The 22,320-nt window shown below is 68.9% G+C and carries 16 protein-coding genes; 9 read left to right on the top strand and 7 right to left on the bottom strand.

Features of this window, described 5'->3' with window-relative positions; all coding sequences use genetic code 11:
- The first annotated feature begins 2 nt into the window (after window positions 1-2).
- On the top strand, window positions 3-1,262 hold the full coding sequence (locus G4D85_RS26615; RefSeq protein WP_164016811.1) for a PKD domain-containing protein: 1,260 nt from the start codon (window positions 3-5) through the stop codon (window positions 1,260-1,262).
- A 39-nt stretch (window positions 1,263-1,301) separates the two neighbouring features.
- On the opposite strand, the gene G4D85_RS26620 is transcribed toward G4D85_RS26615, so the two are convergent.
- Window positions 1,302-2,036, bottom strand: coding sequence for a PaxA (locus G4D85_RS26620; RefSeq protein WP_164016812.1), 735 nt, complete (start codon window positions 2,034-2,036; stop codon window positions 1,302-1,304).
- Between the two features lie 171 nt (window positions 2,037-2,207).
- Here G4D85_RS26620 and G4D85_RS26625 point away from each other — a divergent pair, with 171 nt between their 5' ends.
- From G4D85_RS26625 to G4D85_RS26635, 3 genes are all read left to right on the top strand, one after another.
- Window positions 2,208-3,185 carry a hypothetical protein gene (locus G4D85_RS26625; RefSeq protein WP_164016813.1) on the top strand — a complete coding sequence of 326 codons (978 nt, stop codon included), beginning with the start codon at window positions 2,208-2,210 and terminating at the stop codon, window positions 3,183-3,185.
- 29 nt (window positions 3,186-3,214) lie between these two features.
- Window positions 3,215-6,013, top strand: coding sequence for a TonB-dependent receptor (locus G4D85_RS26630; RefSeq protein WP_164016814.1), 2,799 nt, complete (start codon window positions 3,215-3,217; stop codon window positions 6,011-6,013).
- Between the two features lie 158 nt (window positions 6,014-6,171).
- Window positions 6,172-8,007: a bifunctional metallophosphatase/5'-nucleotidase gene (locus G4D85_RS26635; protein WP_164016815.1), complete on the top strand. Its 1,836-nt coding sequence runs from the start codon at window positions 6,172-6,174 to the stop codon at window positions 8,005-8,007.
- A 25-nt stretch (window positions 8,008-8,032) separates the two neighbouring features.
- Here the strand turns inward: G4D85_RS26635 and G4D85_RS26640 are convergent, their stop codons facing one another.
- Window positions 8,033-9,289: a cytochrome P450 gene (locus tag G4D85_RS26640; RefSeq protein WP_164016816.1), complete on the bottom strand. Its 1,257-nt coding sequence runs from the start codon at window positions 9,287-9,289 to the stop codon at window positions 8,033-8,035.
- 245 nt (window positions 9,290-9,534) lie between these two features.
- Between G4D85_RS26640 and G4D85_RS26645 the strand changes: the two genes are divergently transcribed.
- Window positions 9,535-9,804 (top strand): hypothetical protein, encoded by a 270-nt coding sequence (locus G4D85_RS26645; protein ID WP_164016817.1) that lies wholly within the window; start codon window positions 9,535-9,537, stop codon window positions 9,802-9,804.
- A 70-nt stretch (window positions 9,805-9,874) separates the two neighbouring features.
- Here G4D85_RS26645 and G4D85_RS26650 read toward each other — a convergent pair whose 3' ends face one another.
- Window positions 9,875-10,633 (bottom strand): hypothetical protein, encoded by a 759-nt coding sequence (locus G4D85_RS26650; RefSeq protein WP_240359511.1) that lies wholly within the window; start codon window positions 10,631-10,633, stop codon window positions 9,875-9,877.
- A 177-nt stretch (window positions 10,634-10,810) separates the two neighbouring features.
- On the opposite strand from G4D85_RS26650, the gene G4D85_RS26655 reads away from it, so the two are divergent.
- A complete protein-coding gene (locus G4D85_RS26655; protein ID WP_164016818.1) occupies window positions 10,811-12,937 on the top strand; it encodes a DUF4114 domain-containing protein in 2,127 nt (708 codons plus the stop codon).
- A gap of 152 nt (window positions 12,938-13,089) precedes the next feature.
- Here the strand turns inward: G4D85_RS26655 and G4D85_RS26660 are convergent, their stop codons facing one another.
- Together G4D85_RS26660 and G4D85_RS26665 are read right to left on the bottom strand one after the other, a co-directional pair.
- Window positions 13,090-13,464: a hypothetical protein gene (locus tag G4D85_RS26660; RefSeq protein WP_164016819.1), complete on the bottom strand. Its 375-nt coding sequence runs from the start codon at window positions 13,462-13,464 to the stop codon at window positions 13,090-13,092.
- 142 nt (window positions 13,465-13,606) lie between these two features.
- Window positions 13,607-14,212 (bottom strand): hypothetical protein, encoded by a 606-nt coding sequence (locus G4D85_RS26665; protein WP_164016820.1) that lies wholly within the window; start codon window positions 14,210-14,212, stop codon window positions 13,607-13,609.
- Between the two features lie 333 nt (window positions 14,213-14,545).
- Between G4D85_RS26665 and G4D85_RS26670 the strand changes: the two genes are divergently transcribed.
- The gene (locus G4D85_RS26670; protein WP_164016821.1) at window positions 14,546-15,445 is read left to right on the top strand and encodes a hypothetical protein; all 900 of its coding nucleotides are present in this window, start codon (window positions 14,546-14,548) and stop codon (window positions 15,443-15,445) included.
- A 48-nt stretch (window positions 15,446-15,493) separates the two neighbouring features.
- Here G4D85_RS26670 and G4D85_RS26675 read toward each other — a convergent pair whose 3' ends face one another.
- Window positions 15,494-16,303 carry an SDR family oxidoreductase gene (locus tag G4D85_RS26675; protein WP_164016822.1) on the bottom strand — a complete coding sequence of 270 codons (810 nt, stop codon included), beginning with the start codon at window positions 16,301-16,303 and terminating at the stop codon, window positions 15,494-15,496.
- A gap of 190 nt (window positions 16,304-16,493) precedes the next feature.
- On the bottom strand, window positions 16,494-17,933 hold the full coding sequence (locus G4D85_RS26680; RefSeq protein WP_164016823.1) for a protein kinase domain-containing protein: 1,440 nt from the start codon (window positions 17,931-17,933) through the stop codon (window positions 16,494-16,496).
- 189 nt (window positions 17,934-18,122) lie between these two features.
- Between G4D85_RS26680 and G4D85_RS26685 the strand changes: the two genes are divergently transcribed.
- Complete coding sequence (locus G4D85_RS26685) at window positions 18,123-18,752, top strand: HAD hydrolase-like protein (RefSeq protein WP_164016824.1); 630 nt, start codon at window positions 18,123-18,125, stop codon at window positions 18,750-18,752.
- A gap of 232 nt (window positions 18,753-18,984) precedes the next feature.
- Window positions 18,985-22,188 (top strand): PPC domain-containing protein, encoded by a 3,204-nt coding sequence (locus G4D85_RS26690; RefSeq protein WP_164016825.1) that lies wholly within the window; start codon window positions 18,985-18,987, stop codon window positions 22,186-22,188.
- The last annotated feature ends 132 nt before the right edge of the window (window positions 22,189-22,320 follow it).

Consider the following 22,320-nt stretch of genomic DNA (forward strand, 5'->3'; position numbering starts at 1 on the left):
CCATGCCTCCTGACGACCGTGACGGTGGGAAGCGCGTCCGGGGTTGGCTCGTCCTCGTGGCGGGCGGAGCCCTGGTGCTCATTGGCATGGCGCTGGTGCTTCCCGAGGGTGGGGAAGCACCGCTGCGGCCCACCAGCCTGGGCACGGTGGTGGTGGCGAAGCCGCGCGCGACGGAGTCCGCGCCGGTTCCGGTGGAGCGCGCACGGCCGTTGCCAGTGGCCTCGGCGCCCGTTCCCCCCGCTGCCACGGGGGAGGCGCTCTCCCTGGCCTTGAACGAGGAGCGGGTGGTGCTGGCGTCCAGCGCCGTCATCGAGGGCATCGACGCGGACCGTCCGTGGGTCTGCGCGGGCGAGCCGATGATGCTGTCCGCCCGCGTGGGCGGCGCGCCGGAGCCAGACGCCGTGCACCGCTGGGTGTGGCCGGGCTCCGACACGGGGGCCGAGCTGCACCCGGGCGCGCGGCTCCAGTGGCGCGCTCCGAAGACGGCGGGTCGGTACTACGTGCGCTTCCAGGTGTGCAGGGACCTGGGAGGCCGGCGCGTGGGTGTGCTGGCCGAGCAGGTGGTGGGCATCGACGTGCGCGCATGCGGGGCAGGGGAGTCACAGGCGGCGGAGCCGCTGCGCGTCGTGGTCACCCAGCGGGGGCCGGCGGACTTCGTCTTCCAGGCGGTGACTCCGGGCGGGGGGCCGCTCACCGGGTACCAATGGGACTTCGGCGATGGGACGTCGTCGGTCACCGTCGAGCCCACGGCCACCCATGCCTATGACATGCGAGCGCTCGGGGCGACGGACGTGGGTGACTTCACGGTGCGGCTCACGGCGCGCGATGGAGCGGGCGGCGCGCTGAGCGCCACGGCCTTCGCGCGGGTCCGGGGGCAGCCAGCCGCTGACGTTCCCCCGTGGGCGACGCTGGAGGTCGAGCTGGGGCGCGAGCCCTCCGGCGCGGAGGGCTGGAAGAGCCGGGTGGTGGTGCACGTCCCGGAGGACGGCGACGTCACGTGGGAGCGCGTGGAGCGCGTCACCGTGGGCTGGGATGACCAGGTGGACGTCCGGACGCGTCCCTGGCACGAGGTCATCACCGTGGAGGAGGAGCTGGGACGCGGAGGCTTCCGCGGCCACGTCACGGTGCGCCCGTCCGAAGTGACACCGGACGTCAAGCAGGTGGTGGACTCCCTCCATGGGCGTGACGCGGTAGGCAGGGAGGTGGCGCTGTCGTGGGCCGCCTACAAGAGCGTCCCCGAGCGCCGGCCACCTCCTCCATAGGCACGGCAACCCGCGCCGAACCCCTTGCCCGCTACCGTCTCACTGGATGGTGATGGGGATATTGTAGAGGAAGCACACCGGGACCTTCTGGGGCTTGTACTCCCAGCCCACCTTGAGTCCCTTGATGATGTCGTCATCCGCGCCGGGTACGGACTTCACCGGGGTCACTTCGTACACGCTGCCGTTGGTGGCGACGCACACCTTGTAGATGCCCTGCACCGTCTGACCGCGGTGGGCCTGCTTGAACACCTCGGACAGGCGCGGCGACGACTGGCGCACCACGTCACGCTGGATGACGAAGGGGGGCACATTCTTGGGCTTCACCGGCTCGCCAGAGCCAGTCCCCCCAAGGGTGCCGCCCACGACGCCTCCCACCACGCCTCCTACCACCCCACCTGCTACACCGCCCTCCACGCCACCCTCGACACCGCCCTCGGCGGGCGTCTCGGGCTCTGGAGTCTCGGGCTCCGGAGTCGCCGCCTCGACGGGCTTCTCCTCGGGAATGGGCTGCACCTCCACGGGCTGGCGTAGCTCTGTCCTGGGCTTCTTCTCCACCTTGCGCGGAGTCGTCTTTCGCGCCGCGGGCGGCGGGGGAGGGGGGGGCGGAGGCGGGGCCCTGCCGAGGTTCAGCACCACCTCGATGGGCTGCTCCGCCTCGATGACGATGGGTTTCACCAGGAACACCAGCACCGCCACGATGCCGACGTGGACGGCGATGGAGAAGGCGGCGAAGCCGAGGATGCGCGGAGGAGGATCGGTCTGCTGCGCGAACATGCTGGGGCAGGGCATACCACAAGCCCGGCGCCATGCCTCAGGAGGTACATCCTGCTCCAGGGTGGGGCGGACCCGCCTGTCACGTGGAAGGCACCCGACTGGTACCAGCGGGCCTCGTACTCGTGGTACAGCGCCGCCACCTCGTCCCCATCCCCAGAGGTATCTTTCGTGATGACAAACAAGATGTACGCACTCGGGCTCGTAGCAGCCCTGGGTGCTGTGGCGTGTAGCGATTCGACCGAGGAGGTCGGCGACACGTACCAGGGCGTCATCGACGCCTCGACCCTTGATGCGAAGTTCCGGCCCACGAGCGGCGTCTACCGGCCCGCGACGGCCCGGGCGAAGGGCACGAGCGTGCCCTTCTACAACCTGGGCCAGGTGGCCACCGAGCGAAAGGACGACAAGGGCGTACTCACCAACTCGGGCGTCCCCGTGGATGAGAACGGGCGCCCCTACCTGCCGGCGAGCAGGGTGGTGAGCACGTCCTACGACCTGACGGACGGCTGCATCACGGGCAAGGCGGACTTCGACTTCCGCACCGACAGCTATCCGGAGACGGTGCAGTGGCCCCTCTTCGCCGCGCTGCCGCTGACCGTCACCGGCAACACCACCCCGCCGGTGCTACCGCTGGTCAAGGTGACGCGCTGGACGGGCACGGGCGGCCAGCAGTGCAATGCCGCCAAGGATGTCACCTCGCTCACCAAGGGCGCCTTCGGCGGTGCCGCCGAGGAGGGCGACACCGTCGCCCTGCGCGCCATCATCGACGTGTCCGCGCAGCTCAACCCGCTGCGCCAGGGCTCCGAGTTCGTCGCCCAGGGCGGCTGGTACCGCGGGCTGCAGCTGGCCTACCTGGACGGCGGTACCGTGCCGGTGGATGAAACCGGCAATGTGAAGGTGATGGACGGCGTCCTGGTGAGCCCCCCCACGGGCGCCCCCGCCACGGAGACGCCCGTGTTCCTGTTCGCCGCCCTGCCCGGTGAGGAGGCCTGGTCGCCGGTGGTGCGCCTGCGCACCTTCACCGCGACCGCGGCGAAGCCGGCCTCCAGCTACACCGGCCTGTGCATCGACGTCTGCACGGAGACCGAGCTCAACATCACGCCCATCACCCGGTACTCCGGCGTGCTCTTCGCCGTGGGGAGCACCCTGTGAGCGCCACCCTTTCTCCCGTGAGCCCTTCCATGAAGACTCCCTCCTTCCGTGGCGGCCTCGCGCTGCTGCTGCTGGCGCTCGTCGCGGTCCTCCCCGTGACTGCGCTCGCCGCGAGCCAGAACTACGGCCGCGTGGCCGGCTACGTGTACGACCCGACGGGCGCCCCGCTCTCCGAGGTGCCCCTCACCGTGAGCGGCCCGGCGCTGCAGCAGCCCCAGTCGCGCACCAGCGGCGAGGACGGCCGCTTCGAGTTCGGCACCCTGCCCCCGGGCGAGGGCTACGTGCTCGAGGTCAACGTCCCCGGCTTCGCCCCCATCAAGAGGACGGGCATCACCGTCCTGCTCGGCCAGGCCACGCAGGTGGACGTGAAGCTGGAGGTGTTCACCGAGGCGCAGGCGGTGGCCACCTATGAAATCGTCGAGAAGGTCAACCCCATCATCAACCCGGACTCCGCGCAGATGGGCGCGGTGATGAACGCGGAGAAGGCGGCCACCTCGCCCGTCTTCACGCAGGTGCAGGCCATGCCCCAGCTCGTGGCGGGTGTGGGCCAGGGCAACGCGCCCAGCCTGCGCGCCGGCCTGTCGCGCTACGGCAAGTTCTACGTGGACGGCATGGACACGTCCGACGTGGTGGACGGCAGCATCAGCTCGCCGATGAGCTTCTACGCGGTGGAGAACTTCGAGGTCATCACCGGCGGCCTGGATGCCCAGTACAACTCGCTGGGCCTCATCGAGAACGTCGTCAGCAAGAGCGGCTCCAACAAGTTCACCTACGACGTGACGATGATTCTCTCGCCGGCCTGGGCGAACGCGAAGTACCGGGGCGCGGCCAACCAGAACCCCAACGTGGCCAACTACACGCAGAACGAGGTGCCGCTGTCGGAGACGGCCTTCTACAGTCCGCTGGTGGGCGTGGGCGGCCCCATCATCAAGGACAAGCTGTGGTTCTACCTCTCCGGCCAGTGGAACTTCTCCCAGCGCGAGACGCCGCTGGGTGAGGAGAACCGCCGGACCGACACGGAGACGCGCCTGGCCCGCCTGAAGCTCACCTGGCAGCCCACGGCGAAGGACCGCGTGTCTCTGGCGTTCAACTACGACAACAACGCCATCACCAACCAGGTTGCCCAGACGTCCGCCACCCCGGAAGCGGAGACGCAGATTGACCGCGGCGGCTTCTTCGCCATCGTCAACTACGACCGGAGCATCACCGACAACGTCCTCTTCCAGCTCCAGACGGGCACCACCTACAAGGACATCTGGCAGGGCCCGATGAACGAGGACTCGCAGGACATTGCCCACATCTACAACAGCACCACGTACCGGAACGCCGGTGCGCTGCGCAACGAGGTGGGCAACCTGGTGACCGAGCAGCGCATGCGCTACCAGTTCGACCCGACGCTGCTCTTCAAGGTGAAGAACCACCAGATGAAGGCGGGCCTGCAGGTCAGCTACCTGAGCGGCGAGAAGACGGCGCAGGTGATTGGCAACAGCCGCTTCAATGACCGCAATGGCGAGTGCAACCCGGACGACCCGGCGACCTTCCAGTTCTGCAACGAGCGCATCGACTTCTACAACTCCGAGGGCGTGCAGGCCCCGCTGACCACCGAGGCTGGCGACCTCATCACCGGCGCCTTCTTCCAGGACCGCTGGAACGTCAACCGCTACCTCACGCTGGTGGCCGGTCTGCGCGCGGACGTGGGCCGGCTGTACGGCGACAACGACCAGTTCATCACCAACCTGGTGGGCGTGGGCCCGCGCCTGTCGGCCACGTACGACCTGTTCGGCAACCGGACGACGCTCGTCAAGGCGCACTACGGCCGCTCGAACGAGGTGGGTGACGTCTTCATCGCCCAGCACGCCAACCCGGACCTGCTCCAGGTGCGCTCCACCTTCAGCGGCGGCGCCTTCGCGGACTGTGCGCCGGACACCGTCGGCAACAGCCAGTGCAGCGTCTCGGGCGGCCCCTCCGGCCGCTTCTTCGACAAGGGCAGCCACACCCCGCCGCACGTGGACGAGCTCGCTTTCGGCCTGCACCACGCGCTGAGCGAGCAGTCCGTCATCGGCGTCGACCTCACCTACCGCAAGTACTCGAACATGTGGGTGGACGAGGAGATCAACCGCATCTGGGATCCGTCCGGGCAGCGCGTGGTGGGCTACGTGGACGGTGTGAATCACACGGTGGTGAAGATCCACAACCCGGACGACGCCTGGCGCGACTACCGGGGCATGGACCTGTGGGTGCAGGGCAGGACGGGCCCGTGGGATCTGCTCGCGAACTACACCCTGGCCTACAGCAACGGCACGGTGGGTGACTACTTCGACGGCTACGGCTTCAACCCCCGTTTCAAGCGCTTCTTCGAGGGCCCGTCGCCGGAGGACATCCGCCACACGATGAAGGGCTCCATCGGGTACACCACCCGCTTCGGGCTCGACTTCGGCCTGCGCTTCAACTACCGCACCGGCGCCCCGATGTGGATGTTCCAGGAGGGCACCGTGGACCGGCAGCGCGTGGTGCGCTCGCCGCGCGGCACCGGCCACTCCTACAACACCGGCAACGGCATCCCGGACTTCAATGACCCGGCGGCCGTCTCCCAGCTGCGCCAGCCGAGCCAGTTCCTGTTCGACATCCAGGCCCGGTATGACCTGAACCGCCTGGTGAAGACGAACGAGACCAAGATGGAGCTCACGCTCATCATGTTCAACGTGCTCAACAACAGCGACGTCACGTTCGTGCAGGAGCAGTACCGCGCCACCAACAACCGCTTCGGCACGGCGACGAGCCGCCGCAGCCCGATGCAGGCCGAGCTGCTGCTGCGCGTGCGCAACTAGCCCTGCGGTCCTCGCTCCCGGAGGCCTGACTCCGGGAGCCGTGGCCCACAGGGGCATACCGGGGCTCCTCGCGTTCGCTCGCGGGGGGCCCCGTGTCTTTGCGGGCGCCTCCGCCGAGGCCGCTTGAACCCGGCGGTGTTGCCGTTCTAGACGGGCGTGTGACTTCCGCCACCCGTCCGCGCCTCCTCGGGCTGCTGTCCGCCCTCCTCGCCGCCTGCGCCTCCACTCCGCCCGTGCCGGAGGCCGCCCCCGTGGCGCCGCTGCCCCTGCGCCCCAGCGCGGCGGAGGCCGCGCCCGAGCCCCTCCGCATCACCGTGGTGGGGACCAATGACCTGCACGGCTGGGTGATGCCTTCCCGTGCCACGCTGCCGGATGGCACCGGGGTGGAGCAGGGCGGGCTGGCGACGCTCGCCGGCTACGTGGCGGTCCTCCGGGCGGAGAACCCGGACGGGGTGCTGCTCCTGGACGGAGGAGACCTCTTCCAGGGCACGCTGGCCTCCAACCTCACCGAGGGCGAGGTGGTCATCGGCGCGATGAACGCGCTCCGCTATGACGCCTCGGCGCTCGGAAACCACGAGTTCGACTACGGCCCCGTGGGGCCGCGCTCGGTGGCGCTCGCCGGGGACGACCCCTTCGGCGCGCTCAAGGCCCGCATTGCCCAGGCGCGCTTCCCGGTGCTCGGCGTCAACGTCACCGACAGCGAGACGGGTGTGGGCCCTACCTGGCTGGGCAACGAGGGCACGCTGCTGGTGGAGCGGCGGGGGGTGCGCATCGGCATCCTCGGGCTGGCCACGCCCCACACCCCGAAGGTGACCAACCCGGTGAACGTGGCGAGCCTGCGCTTCGCTCCCCTGGCTCCGGCGGCGCTCGCCGCGGCCCAGCGCCTGCGCGCCCGTGGGGCCGAGGTGGTGGTCGCGGTGGCCCACGCTGGCGCGGTCTGCAAGCGCCTGGACGACCCGCGCGACGCCTCCTCGTGCGACCGTGGGGACAGTGAGATTGTCGAGCTCCTGGAGTCGCTGCCAGAGGGCACGCTGGACGCGGTGGTGGCCGGGCACACGCACCAGCCGGTGGGCCACTTCATCCGCGGCACGCCGGTCATCGAGACGTCGGGCAAGGGCCGCGCCTTCGGGCTCGTGGAACTCTTCGTGGACCCGGTGACGCGCAAGGTGCTCCCCGAGCGGACCTTGCTGCAGGGCTCAGTCCCGGTGTGCGCGCGGGTGGACGCGGCGCTGGGCACGTGTGAGGAGCGGAAGCTGAAGGAGGCGAAGCGGCTCGAGCTCGTTTCCGCCACCTTCCGCGGGCGCGTGGTGGTGGCCGACGCGACGCTGGAGGCGCAGCTCGCCGAGGCGCTCGCCCGCGTGGAGGAGGTGCAGCGGCGCCCACTGGGGGTGCGCGTGCCGGCGGCGCTCACCCGCAGCCACGACACGGAGAGCCCTCTCGGAAGCGTGCTGGCGGACGCGCTGCGCGAAGTCACGGGGTCCGACGTGGCCCTGCTCAACAGCGGCGGCCTGCGCGCGGACCTGCCGGCCGGCGAGCTCACCTACGGCACGGTCTACGAGGTGCTTCCCTTCGACAACACCCTCGCCGTCGTCACCGTCACGGCACCGGAGCTGCTGCGGCTGCTGGAGGCCGCCTATGGACGCAAGGGCACCTTCCAGGTGTCGGGGCTGAAGGTGGGGGTGGGGGAGTGCAACGGGCTGCAGCGGCTCGTCTCCGTCACCCTTCCGTCCGGAAAGCCCCTTCCGGCCGGGAAGCGTTTCCGGGTGGCCATGCCCGACTTCCTGGCGCGCGGTGGCAGCGGGCTGGAGGAGGCGCTCAAGGCGCTGCCTCCCGCAAGCATCGACCTGGGCGAGCGCCATGCGCTGACCCTGCGCGACGCGCTCATCGAGCACTGGAAGGCACGAGGCAAGCCGCTGGTGGCGCCTGTGCCCGGCCGCATCCTGCGCGCAAGCGAAGCGGCTGGCTGCGCCACGGAGGCCGCCGGGCGCCCCTGAGAGGCGCCCGGCCCTCCGCTGAGGCCTACGCCGGTACGTCCCAGGCGATGGGCAGGTGCTCGAAGCCGCGGAGCATGAGGTACGGCCGGCGCACCGCGGGCTCGTCCGTGCGCAGCCGCAGGTTGGGCAGCCGCTGCAGGAGCTGCTCGAAGGCAATCCGCCCCTCCAGCTTCGCCAGCGGGGCGCCCACGCAGAAGTGGATGCCCTTGCCGAACGCGAGGTGCTTCTTCGCGTCGGTGCGGCGGATGTCGAAGCGGTCCGGGTCGGAGAACTGCGTCTCGTCGTGGTTGCCGGACTCGTAGAGGATGAACAGCCGCGCGCCCTTCGGGAGGGAGACCCCGCCGAGCGTCGTGTCCGTCGTCACCTGGCGGAAGAAGCCCCGGATGGGCGGCTCCTTGCGCAGCATCTCATCGAGGGCGTTGGGCAGCAGGCTCAGGTCTTCCCTCACCGCCTTCAGCTGCTCGGGGGCCGAGAGCAGCAGCCACATACCGCTGCCGATGAAGCTCGTCGTCGTCTCATGGCCGGCGGACATCAGGTCCATGGCGTTGCAGACCGCCTCCTGCTCGCTCATGGGCGCGGTGCCGCCCATCGACTGCGGCACGAGGAGCGTGAGCAGGTCCTCGCGAGGCTTGCGGCTCCGCTCGAGGAGCTTCTCCTTGAAGTAGCGCTCCATGGCGATGAAGCCGTGCGCGCACTCGACCTGCTGCTCGATGGGCGCTGTCGCCGACATCAGCACCGTCTTGTCGTCGGACCAGCCCTTGAGCTGCTGCATGTCCGCGCGCGACACTCCGAGCAGGTCGCAGATGATGAAGCCAGGCAGCGCATAGGCGAACTGCTGAATCAGGTCCACCTGGCCGTCGTTCACGAAGCCATCGATGAGCCCGTTCGTGGTTGCCCGGATGGCGGGCTCCATCGCGGCGATGCGCTGGGGGCTCAAGGCCCGGCCGAACACGTTGCGGATGCGCGTGTGGTCCGGCGGGTCGCTCTGCACGAGGGAGAGGAACCGGGAGTAGCCCTGCGCGAGGACCTTGCGCACCTCGGGGTGCGGCTCGGCCCGGGCCTCGAGCGCTCCCACGGAGGAGAAGCGCGCGGTGTCCCGCTCCACCTCGGCGATGTCCGCGTACCGGGTGACGACCCACAGGTCGAACATGGGGCTGTGGAAGATGGGCCGCTCGCGGCGCAGCCGCGTGTACATCGCGAAGGGGTTCTCTATCTGGTCGGGGGCCAGCGGGTTGAAGGCGGCCGCCAGATCGTCCTCGGGGCGCCCGTTCTGGGTGGTCATCCCATGATCATAGAACGCCCGCCCCACGGAGTTCACGGGAATGCCGCTTTCGCCTACACGGGGTGTCGTCTGGCGGAGCAGGTCTCCTCCAGGAGCGCGGCGTGGACCGTGGTAATAACGACGGTCGCGTGCTTCCCCGTGGTGCCACAGGCACCGTCACCCGCCCACCTCCCAGACAGGAACAACACGTGAACTCCAGACCGTGGCGATGGCTCCTTGCCCTGACTCTCACTGCATGTTCCGGCGTGGACCCTGGAGACGAGGGGACGGACGCGCCGACCGGAATGGAGTGCACCACGGAGCTGCGGCCCCACTTCGACGGCGAGGGCTGCTGCGGCGAGCCGGTGGCGGAGCCGCTCTGCTCCACGGGGACCATCGTGTTCTGCGAGGTCCGTGACGCCCGCTCCGAGCCTGTCAGCTGCTACTACAAGCACAACAACACGAAGCTGCGCTGCAAGAGCTGCCGGGACACGAGCGGCTGCGTGAACGAGGCGGAGCGGGTCTGCGGGGTGTGAAGGCCTGCGGCGTGCGGTCCACCTGGGCTGAAGCCTCCGGCGGCTGGCGCAGTTGGGGCCACTGCCCCGCTCAGTCCAGGCCCGCCGTCACGCGCGCCACCAGCCAGAAGGTCCCCCTGACGATGTTGCCGGGCTGCAGCCGGGGCGTCCTCTCGTCGGCCGCCGCGAGCACGTCGTACACACCGCCGTAGGTCCGCACGAGGGCGTGCTGGAACGGCTGGCCGGTGACGCCGTTGGTGCGCACGTCCGCAGCCTCGACGTGCCCGGTGAAGTGGGCCCGGGGCTCGACGGGCGGAGGAGGGCCGCCCTTCTTCATGAGCGCGGCGGGGTTGGGGATGAAGAACTGCGAGCCCAACTGCCCCTTGCCCGGCTTGCGCGAGGCCTCGTAGGCAGCCTTGTCCGGCCAGGCCTGCAGCGACTCGGCGAAGGCGCACGGTGCCAGCTCCAGCGCCGCGCCGGCCTGGATGCGCTCGCGCACCAGCACGAGGTCCTCGAGCTTCGTGGCGAACGGGTAGAGGACGTGGCCCTCGGAGTCGACTACCTCGGCCTCGAGCAGGTCGCAGAAGCGGCAGCTCTTGTTGGCGGCGAAGCCGGTGGCGCGCACCCGTAGGCGCGACTCCGCCCGGAAGCCCGGAGTGGAGCACTCCACCTGGCCCTCGCGGGTGAAGACGAAGCCGTAGCTGGCCCCCGAGGCGTCGGACCACAGCTTCAGCTCATGGCCGGGCGTCGTGCCCGCGGTCGTGGTGTGCTCCAGCAGGGAGTCCAGGACGCGTGCGAAGGACGCCCGGTCGGTGGCGTGGATTCCGATGCAGGCCAGGTGGTTCGCCATCCACCCAAGCCTACTGCTTCGCCGCGCCGCGCACCTCGAGGCATTCTGCGGCGACACCCAGCCGCAGCGTGGAATGCCCCAGCTTCCGGCGCGCGTGGGAAGCGTCAAGGGTCGAGGTCAGGATGCAAGCCCCTACCCGTGAGTGCTCCCCGGGAGGAGATTGAAATGCATCCACGTATGAATCGATTGCCCTGGTCCCTGTCCGCCGTCGTATGTCTGTCCATCCTGGCCCCTCGAAGCGAGGCCCAGCTTCCGCCGGAGCTCGTCAGCGTCTCCCAGTCCGCCGCCCAGGTGCGCCCCGAGGACTCCGCTCAGTTCGGCGTGGTCGCGAGCGACCCGCAGGGCGGCGCGCTCACCTTCAACTGGTCAGCCAGCTCGGGCTTGCTGGGGACCCCGACGCACGGTGTGAACACGAGCGAGGTCTCGTGGAGTCCGCCGCTGTGCCTCGCCACGGGCAGCGCTCCCGTGAGCTTCACTGCCACCAACATGCTCGGGCTCTCCACGTCCGCGGAGTTCTCCATCGACGTGCAGCGTGACCTGGGCGAGGACCGTCAGGGCGACTTCCGCCCGATGGAGCTCTCTCTCGAGAACGTGGCGCTCTCCAATGACATGCCGCCGAAGCTGCACCTGCATACAAACCTTCGCGTCCCGGACGCGGAGCGCATCCTGTTCATGAACGATCGGCGGCTCTCCGTGTCGTTCGTCAGCGAGCAGTCAGACGCGAGTCACTCGCTCGGCTGGCTCTACTACGACGACCTCGTCACCCGCGGCTATGTCGATACGCGGTACACGCCCTGGGATACGTCGGACGACGTCCTGCGGGATGCCAATGCCAACGGCATCGCGGACCTGCATGAGGACCTCTACAACCTGTCGCCCCCCTCCGGCTTCCAGGCTCGCCCGTACATCGGCAACGCTCGCCGCTGCTCGCCGCGGACGTTCGTCTCCGGGGGCTTCCAGTACAGCCAGCCCGAGCTGGCCCTGAACTCCACCTGCGCCAGCACCTTCGCCGCGGGACAGTCCCTGGCGGACGCCCGACCGGGGATGACGCACCTCCTCAACACGGTGGATGTGGTGGGCGCCTTCTCGACGACCAATCCGGGGACGGGCTTCTCGGATGGCGGGCTCTACCCGCGCATTCCCAACCTGCTGGAGCCGGCCGCTTCCGCCAATGGCTTCAAGGGGGTGGGGAAGGTGGCCTTCCTGCTGGCGGACGATGACGGGGACCAGGCCGTCTTCAACCGGCTCGGCGCGGTGTCGGACGTGTCTTTCCTCGAGGATGGCATCCCCGACTACGACGTGTCCGCCTACGACGCCACGGGCCTCCCGCGCGCCACCAACCCGAACCCTGGCATCAGCGCCCAGGACCGCACGGTGGACCTGGGGTGGGTGGAAGGGGGCAGGGAGATTGTCTTCTTCCTCGTCGTCCAGGCCTCGGTTCCGCACGACCCCGAGTACGGCCTGGTGTACCCCTGCCTCCGCAAGGCCTCCGATGGCCGGTGCACCCTGCACCTGAAGACCTCCACGTCGGTCTTCTTCTCGCAGTCGCGGTGGAACCTGGACCCGGACGTCGTCGGCACTCCGGTGGCCCAGCGCAACATGGGCTGCCAGTACCACCCCGCCTGTAACCCGGTCCTACCCGGTGCCTACAGCTGCCCCGTGACCAACCCCAGCCAGAGGCTGTGCGGCTGGCTGGAGCCGGAGACCCTCTCGCGGCTCGACTCCGAAGCCCACGGCCAGCTCGGGTTGCCGATGGTGCGTACGGGGCCGCAGGCGCCCGTCAGTGGCGGCACCCCGCATGTCATGCTCGGGGCGCCGTACACCTCCCCAGACCAGTGGATTCTCGGCTTCGAGGACGTCAATGGCGGCGATGACCGGGACTTCAACGACGTCGTCTTCCGTCTCCAGGGCACGGGCATTGGAGGGAGCGTGCGCTCCACGGTCCTCAACGCGGAGTCGCCCTCCGTCGCGGGCCTTTGCAACGTGTCCCGCGTGCGCTTCCGCGCGGAGGATTTCGCGGTGGAGCACCTCCCGTCCGTCTGTGGCACACCGGCGTCGCCGCTCGTCAGCTACTTCGTCGCTGCGGACTGCCGGGTATGCGACCCGTCCAGCTGCTCCGCGAATCCCACGCCCACCTGGGTCCCCGTCACCTTCGCGGCGGGACAGAACGAGGCGGTGGTGGACCTCACCGCGCACCAGGGCTCCCAGCTCTGCTGGCGGGCCGACCTGACCAGTCCGCACGAAGCGTGCGTGCCCACCATCCTCAACGTGGACGTGGGCTACGAGCTGACCCCCGCCCCGTGACACGGGCGTGCTGAGATAGGCCGGGTGTCAACGGGGTGACTCGCCCTGCTGGCACCCGGCCGCCTCCTCCGGCCCGGGGGCGCGATTCCGAATGGCTCTGGGGACGTCGACCCGGGGCCGTTCGCGCCTGGCGACCGCGCACATGCGAGGCGTCAGCCGAGGAAATAGAGCACCAGCACCGTCACAATCAGGAACTGCAGGGACAGCGTCCAGACCGTGACCTTCCGGAGCGGGAACAGGAACGCTTCTCCGTGCTGCTGGTCCTCGACCTGCGCGCGCAGGCGCCTGCCCGTCTTCAAGGCCGACCACATCAGCGAGTAGCCGAGGACGACGAAGGCGGAGGAGAGCGTGAGGACCACCCAGCGTGGCCATCCCTTGATGAGCAGGTCGGTGACGAGCGCGCCTGCGCCCGCAATCCCCGCGCCTGTCCTCACCAGCGAGAACAGGGTCCGCGTCGCCGCCATATGGGTGTTGTCGAGCGCGAGCCTGGAGGACTCGTCGGACGGAGGTTGAGAGGAGTTGCTCATGCGAGCTCCCAGCGTCGCACGAGCACGGGCCCGGAGCCTCCCGGCCCTCTGTCGCAGGGGCAGTCGCGTTCCCGACAGAAATGAGGACCCGCCGCTCACCCCTGCGGTTCATGGCCCGTGGAGAAGCGCGGCGGAGAACGCGTCAGTTCGACTCGGACGCATGGCTCGTGGCCAGCCAGCGCTTGCCGTCGTAGCGGTAGAACCAGGTGGCGTTGCCCTCCCCCCAGTCGACCAGCGCGTCCTGCTTCGTGGCCGGCACGCCGTCACGGCCGGACTTCTTGTGCGGGCGGTAGAGCTGGAAGCAGCTCATCTCGCGGGGGAGCGACTGGACCTCCCGGACGAGCCCCTTCTTCGTGAAGACGATGCGCACGGGAGCGGCGCCATTGCACGCCGCATAGCCGGCGCCCGGGAACGCGTAGTCCGGATTGCCGTCGCGGTCGAAGTCGCCCTGGATGCAGGGCACGCCGCTCGTACGGATGACCTGCGCGTCCAGGCCGATTTCCTTCAGCGCCGCCTCCGCCGAGCCCACGCTCCCCACGCACATGCACCGCAGCTCCTTCTCCGGGTCACAGCTCGCCGGCTGGTAGGCGAGCGCCACGGGCTGCGGCGCCTCCGGAGTGCCAGGGGTCGGAGCCTTCTCGCTCGCGGCCGGTGGAGCTTTCGGGGCCTCCGAAGGGGTGGAGGCCGCCGCGGAGAAGCCCAGTGCCACCAGCGGAAGAGTCCAGCTCAACATCCAGCGCATACCCATCACGTGTCGGAACCTCCAAAGCCTCTCGGCGGATGGCGAGAGGCAGCCGCGTATACGGGACGGAACTCAAAAAATTCAATCATTCTGTCCTCAACCCACTCGCGCCCAGCGTCCGCCGGTTCGGCTCGGTGAAGCGGAGGATGACCTCACCGGGAACGACGTCGTCCCCTTCCTGGAGACGCCCGAGGGTATCGCCGGAACGCGGGTCGGCGCGTCCGTCAGGCCGTGGCCCCTTCGCGGAGTTCCGTTCGCGGTGCAGAAGTGCAGCGGACGGGCGTGGTGGGACAATGCGCACGCTGCTGGGGCCCGCGTCACCGGTTAGGGTCCGGCGGCATGCACACCCGACTGGCCACCCTTGTCCTCGTCGCCACCTGCCTCGTCGCCTCCAGCGCGCGTGCCCGTCCGTACCGCGCCATGGTGACGCGCACCGCGGAGACCACGAAGAGCGGAAACCTGGAGCTGGGCCTGCGGTACCAGGGCTTCTTCTCCCTCGACTTCGAGGAGTCGCAGCCCTACCAGCAGATTTCTCCGAGCCTGCGCTTCGGCATCCTCGACAACCTGGAGGTGAACCTCTTCCTGGAGGTGTTGGCGCTGGGGCTTCCGGGCGAGGACGAGTTCGAGCTCGCCTTCGGAGACATTCCCATCGGCATGCAGTGGACGTTCCTGGAGACGTCGAAGGTGGCGCTGGGCGTCTACGGGCGCGTCACGCTGCCCACGGGACCGAGCGACGAGGACGGCATCATCCCGAGCCTGTCCGACGGAACGTGGGACTGGGAGGGCACCTTCGTCGGCGAGTTCCGGGCGAGCAAGGACCTGCGCTTCATGCTCAACGGTGGCTACCTCCACCAGGGCACGCGGGACAGGGACGAACTGCCGGAGTTCGACGTCCCGGACGCGGTGCAGTTCGCGCTGGCGGGCACGTACAACCTCGACAACTACACGATGCTGGGGCTCGAGGTGGTGGGCCGTCACTACTTCGAGGATGTCATCACCCCGGTCTGGCGCGACAACGCGACCCAGGTGGAGATCATCCCGGTGGTGCGCCACGAGGCGTTTCCCGGCCTGGTGCTGGAGGCCGTTGCCGGCGTCGCGGTGACGCCGGACCTCAGTGAAATCTACCAGTTCCGCGTCCTGCTCGGCGGCACCTATGAGTTCGACCTCGCCAGCGGGCCCAAGCTGCCGAAGAAGAAGGAAGACCTCCGGCGGCCGAAGACTCCGTCGCGCCGCAAGTAGGCGCGCCCCGCGTCGTGCACGGCTGCTGGCCCCGTGGGACGGCGCGCCCTACCGCCGCCGGCCCTGAATCGTGTTGAACACGATGCGGTCCAGCAGGCCCGGGGTGAACAGCTTGAGATACTGGCCCACCTTGCCCTTGGTGGTCATCACCACCTCGCGCTGACGCTGGTCCATGGCGCGCAGAATGATGGACACGCACGTGCCCACGTCCATGTTGCCCTCGGACTCGTCGTGCGCGCTCACCTGGAGCGGCTTGCCGTCCTTGCCCAGCGCGTTGGCGCGCACGTTCGTCGCCACGAAGCCGGGGCACACCACCGTGACGTCCACCCCCGTGCCCATCAACTCCACACGCAGCGAGTCGAAGAACCCGTTCATCGCGTGCTTGCTCGCCGCATAGCCCGAGCGCGTGGGGACCCCGGTCTTCCCCGTCAGCGACGACACCGCCACCAACAGCCCGCGCCGCGCCTTCAGATGGGGCAGCGCGTGGTGCGTGCAGTACACCGCGCCCAGGTAGTTGATGCGCATCAGCCGCTCGAACAGGCCCAGGTCCGTGATGTCCTCGAAGCGCGCGTCCATGGAGATGCCCGCGTTGTTCACGAGCACGTCGATGCCGCCGAACGCCTCCACCGCCCGCTCCACCATCCGTCGGCACGCCTCCGGGTCCCCTACGTCCGTGGCCACCGCCACGGCCTTGCCTCCCGCCGCCTCACACCGCTGCTTCACCCGCTGAAGCGCATCCTCGCTCCTCGCGGCCAGCACCAGGTTCGCGCCCCGCGCCGCGAGCGCCACCGACAGCTCCTCGCCGATGCCCATCGAGGCACCCGTCACGACCACGCTCTTTCCTTGCATGGCCCACATTCTTGCCCCGCGACAGGAAACAGTCGAGGACGCCACTGGACCACCGGAACTGCTCCTTCGACGGCCCTGGCAACCGCGGCAGACACGTCAGGCCCGGCCAGCGTGGGCCCAAACGCAGCTGCGCGGCCTTTCCACCGGACTGACGCACAGCCCGAGGGTACCCGTCAGTGGCCCTCCTCGACCGTGCCGGCTATGGAGGGTTGTCGCCATTCGTGGGTCCTGAGGTGGAAGGGCGTTGCGGTGTCCAGACGGGGACGTAGCAGGCGCCCCTGTACGTAACGCCGTTCGTGGTGAAATCGCAGTCCGTCAGCTCCACAGGCAACTTCACCCAGCAGCCGCCGTTGATTGCGACCAGCCCCTTTCCGGAACATCGTCCGTCCCCGTCGGGTCTCCGCTGATTTGGGAAGGGCTTCGGCGGCAACTCAGCCTGGATGGCCGACCACACGGAGGGTGCACTCTCGGGCGCGACCGGGGCCGTCAGCGCGGTGTCTCCGACGGCAATCGTGCCCCCATCCTTCGCCTCTTCCCACTCCGCGAGGTGCGTCTTCTCGGACAGTTCGACGGACCGAGTGCTCAACAGCACTCCCACGCCCAGGGCAAGGGATGCACTGAGGCTGCCCGCCACGAACCAGGGCCACCTCGCCACGCGAGGAGGTGGCCGCACCGTGACGCGCTGGACCGGAAGAGAGGGGCCCGTGGGCCTCGTCTCCTCCTCGGTGAAGAGCGGCACATCCGCTTCAGGCCCTGCGCTCCGCGCGGCCTGCTCCAGCGCCTCAGCCAGCTCGCCGGCACCGCCACGCGCTTCGGGACGCACGGAGAGCATCCGTGACACCAGCCTGCTCAGCTCCACGCAGCAGCGGGCATTGACGCTAAGGGGAGGCACGGGGCCCGTGCCCTCCAGGCCCCAGAGGTGCGTCACCTCGCTCAGCAGGGCTGGAGTGGGAGGGTAGTCGTCGGTCACCAGCCGGTAGGCGGTCATCCCCAGCGCGAAGACGTCGTCGGCCGGTCCGGGCGCATAGGGCGGGTCCGACGGCTGGAAGGGAAGCCGCACGGAGCGCCACGCCTCCGGTGTGCGGTAGGGCTGCGTCCCGGGAGGCAATGGCGGCGACGTGAGCCTCCCCGCGCCCACGTAGCTTCCGGAGCCGAAGTCGGTCAGGAAGACCTGGCCGTCCGCGGCGCGCACGAGCACGTTGTCGCCCTTCACGTCTCGGTGGACGCCGCCCGCTGCGTGCGTGGCCTCCAGCGCCCGCGCGAGGCTGGCCAGAACGCGCAGCACCTGGCGCGAGGTGGGGCACTGCATGTGCGCCCAGTCATAGAGGGACACGCCTTCGATCCACTCCATTGCGAGGTAGGGATAGGCAACGCCCCCGGGCTGCAGCCAGAGCCCATGGTCCACGAGGCGCGGAACGCTCGGGTGGCGCAGGCGAGAGAGCAGCTCCACCTCTCGCGCGAAGCGTCCATCTCCGGGGTGCAGGGCCACCTTGAGCGCCACGGGACCGAGCATGTCCTCCACACCGAGAGCACGGTAGACGGCGCCGTATGAGCCCCAGCCGCGCCGCTCCAGGACACGCCAGGGTCCCACCCGGGTCCCTGGAGGCAGGCGTGCTGGAGGCAGTGGGCCGGATTGCATGACGTGTGCCCCACGAGGCGGGAGGTGGTTCGTTGCGAGCGCCGCGAGCCTACTCGCTGCATCCGCAAGTGTCAGCGTGTCCTCTGGAGTCGGTTCCGGCACGAGCCCCGACAGGAGGCGGTGGTCTCCCTGCCGCGGCGCCTGTGACGTTCGCCGCGAGGCGTTTCTGGTATGACCTGGTGTTGCCTCATGCCTCCCTATCGCCTGGTCATCTTCGACTTCGACGGCACCCTGGCGGACTCCCTGCCGTGGATCCGGTCCGTCTTCAACGACATGGCCGACCGCTTCGGCTTCTCGCGGCTGACGCCGACGGAGTTCGAGGCGATGCGCGGCATGTCCGGGCGCGAAATCATGGCGCGCACGAAGGTGCCCATGTGGCGGCTGCCCGCCATCGTCAGCCACATGCGCAAGGAGAAGCTGTCCGCCGCCGCCACCACGCCCTTGTTCCCGGGCGTGCCGGAGCTGCTCGGGGCGCTCAAGGACGCCGGGGTGACGGTGGCCATCGTCAGCTCGGACAGCGAGCTGTCGGTGCGGACCGTGCTGGGCCCTCTCGCGGCCTCCGTGGCGCACTTCGACTGCGGCGCCGCCATCTTCGGCAAGGCCGCCAGGTTCCGTCGCATGCTGAAGCGCACGAAGGTGCCGGCGGCCGAGGCCCTGTCGGTGGGCGACGAGATTCGCGACCTCGAGGCGGCGCGGGAGGCGCGCCTTCCCTCCGCCGCGGTGGGGTGGGGCTACGCGCTGCCGGAGGCGCTGGCGCGGCATGCGCCCACGCACCTGTTCCGCTCCGTGGCGGAGCTGCGCTCGGTGTTGCTGCCCTGAAAGGACTCGCGGACGAGGGTCCGCTTCAGGAGCGCGGGGTGGTAGCGAATCTCGCTGTACACCTTCGTGTAGCTGACGAGCCAGGACTGCTGGATGCCTGTCTCGCCAATCATGTCAGACGCACCGTGAAAATGTCCTGTGATTCACCATCGGACCGGAAGGTCCCAGGACAGAAGACATGCATATAAGCAGTCGCAGAGCTTTCGTCGTTGGACTGTTGTGGATGTTGGCCGTGGGTTGCGATCCCACGATTGGGACGGGCGCGCCACCGGCGCTCGAAACCCAGACGGCGGGCGCCGTCACGCTACCGGGAACAGCGCTCCAGGATGGCGTTCCCGTCACGGTGTCCGGGGCCGCGGCCTCGGTGACGTACTTCTATGTCAACCTGCCCGCCGGGCTCCAGGAGGTCTCCTTCGCGCTGACGGGTGGAACCGGCAACGCGAACATGACCATCAAGAGCGGCCAGGTCCCCACCAACTCCGTCAACGACTGCAACCCGCGAGGCAGCGACAACGAAGAGAAGTGCAACGTGCAGGCACCTGCCGCCGACACCTGGAGTGTGAAGCTCGAAGGAATGACGGCGTACGCCAACGCGAAGCTGGTCGTCTACTTCAACCAGCCCCTGCCGCTGTTTGCGAACACCAACTTCTTCCACTACTCCAACAAGCCGACGATGTTCTTCGTCGACGTCCCCGCGGGAAAGGGCCGCTTCAAGATTGATTCTTCGGGCACCAGCACCGTGAAGGCGAGGTTGGGCGCCCGGCCCACCGACACGCTTTTCGATTGCAGCGGCACCTGCGACATCTTCAAGCCCAGGGCGGGCCGGTACTACATCCTGATGTCGAACAACACGTCGGGGAACCAGATCCTCCCCTGGGTGACCGGGAGCGTGAAGCCCACCGTGGCGCTCACGAACGGCCAGACGGTGACGGGCATCAGCGCGGCGCGGGATGACCTGACCTACTACACCCTCAGTGTCCCCACGGGACAGGCCCGGCTCTCGGTGGAGGTCTCGTCTGTGATTCGCTCGCTCTACGTCCAGCGCGGGGACCCCTTCCCCGGCGTCAATGGCACCGCGGTGGACTGCCTCGCCAGTGTCTCAAGCGGCCCGGCTTCGTGCACGTTCGACAATCCGCAAGCGGGGACGTGGTACCTGGTGGTCCGGGCAAACAGTGCCATCTACAGTCTGAACCTGACGGCTCGCGTGGTCTCCTCCACGGGCACCGGAACGGCGACGCCGCTGCAGAACTACCAGCAGGTGAGCGGGCTGTCCGGCAGTCCGCTCGAGGACCGCTACTATTCCCTCACTGTTCCCGAGGGCAAGCCGAGCCTGGACGTCCGGGCGACGCAGGGAACGGGCCTTGCCGAGGTCTTCGTCCAGCAGGGCACTCCGCCGAAGCGGGGCGAGGGCACGGCCTGCGGAACAGGCTGCAAGTTCCAGAATCCGACGCCCGGCACCTGGTACATCCTGGTTCGTGGCTACACCACGTTCTCAGGCCTGAGCTTCTCCGCGGGGTGTCCCAATGTGCTGACGCTGGCACCGGGACAGCCGGTGCTCTACGGCGGCAGCTCGGCCTACTACTCCTTCGACATCCCGGAGGGGCAGACGGAGGCCAACTTCACGCTGACGACCGAGCACAACAACTGGGCCATGGTGAAGCAGGGCTCGTGGTCAACGAATGTCAGCGACGGCTGCAGGTCTCCGTGCCGGCTCTTCCGGCCCCAGGCCGGGCGCTATTACGTCACGGTGTATTTCACGACAGGAATCGTCTACGGCACCCTGGCCGGGTGGTATGGGGGCGGCCCGGTCGGCTCGCTGACGGAGGGTGTCCCCGAAGCCTTCACGGCCGGCGCGCAGCGTGAGTTCCGGTACTGGCGCATCGACGTTCCGGAAGGACAGGCGCAGCTGCGCGTGGACCACGCCTTCCAGCGCGGCACCCAGACGCGCCTGTACGTCCGGTACGGGGACGTTCCCGCGACGTTCCAGTACACGTGCCAGGCGACTTCCTGGACGTACAACAACGTCCCGCCGGGGCAGACGTGCGTCATCGACAATCCGCAGGCGGGGGCGTGGTACGTCCTGGTGGCCAGCGAGTCCGCGCTCGATGGAGTCGTCCGGGCCACGACCTCCTCCGGCATCCCACTCATGGCTCCGGGGTTCGAGGAGCAGCCATTCGCCGGGGCCCCTGGCCTGGAGCGGGTGTGGAAGGTCGAGGTTCCAGCCGGGCTCAGCGACTTCCGGGTGGTGCTCAGCGGCGGAACGGGGAACGCGGACCTGTACGTGAAGCACGGCGAGGTCCCGGGCACGACGTACGACTGCGCGTCCACCCGCCCCAACAACGAGGAGCACTGCGAGTTCGCCAACCCGCAGCCGGGCACCTGGTACGTGGCCGTTCGCGGCACCGAAGCCTTTACGAATGCCCGTCTGGTCACGACCTTCGCGAGCACTCCCGGTGAGGGCGTGAGGGCGCTGGCCAGTGGGGAGAACGTGGTGGCGTTCGAGGGCAAGTCAGGCTCCGTCCAGTACTTCAAGGTGGAGGTGCCGGAAGGAAAGAACCGGCTGGTGGTGGGCATGTCGGGCGGCCGCGGCAACGCGGACCTCGCGGTCAGCCGGGGCGTGCGCCCGACGCTGACGGCGGCGGACTGCCGGAGCCAGAGTCTCACCAGCCTGGACGTCTGCGTCTTCGAGAACCCGGTGCCAGGAACGTGGCTCATTCGCGTTGACGGGGCGACGGACTTCAAGGACGTGGTGCTGACCGCCCGGTACAGCGTGACCAACGAAATCATCCCGATGACGCTGGGCACCCCGGTTCCGAACCTCTACCTCGGCCCCAGCGAAGCCCTGGTCTTCTCCGTCACGATTGCCTCGAGCTCGGACTTCGTGCGTCTCGACGTCCAGTCGGGAGTGAATCCCGCCACCGACGTGCGCTTCGCGGACATGAGCTACAACAACGTCTTCACCTGCAACACGTCCGGTCGCTTCACGCAGTGCCTGGACTCCTTCAACTCCAGCTCCCCGGGGCAGCGGCGCATCTCGGTCAAATCCAAGACGCCGGCGACCGCATCCTGGGGAAACATGGTCACCATCAACGATGGCATCGATGGCTGGAACGATGACACGACCTTCGCGTCCTTGATGAATGGCGTGGCCGCGACGGAGCTGACCGGCAACGGCCAGTTCAAGATCGAGGTGCCGTCCGGCGCGACGAAGCTGACCATCACCACCCGTGGACCGACGGGGACGTCGAGCGACCCGGGGCAGCTCTCCCTGTACGTCAAGGGGCTCAAGCCCGCATCGAGCTCGCAGTACACCTGTGCTTCGACGGCGACGGGCATCTCGCAGGGGTGCAGTTGGACGACCCCGACGGCGGGGACCTGGTACCTCGCGACCTATTGGACCAGTGGTAGCTACGACGTGAAGGCCACGTTCGAGTAGCCGGACGGAGGGCCTGGACGCCGCGGTGGCTTCCAGGCCCCTTCCGGCTTCGGCTCTGAGGCCGCTTGGGGAGCGGCCGCCCGCCTCCCTGGGGGAGGGACCCGGTTTCTCTTAGCGGTTATCGGGATTCCA

Source organism: Pyxidicoccus trucidator, assembly GCF_010894435.1.
GTDB classification, from domain to species: Bacteria; Myxococcota; Myxococcia; order Myxococcales; family Myxococcaceae; genus Myxococcus; species Myxococcus trucidator.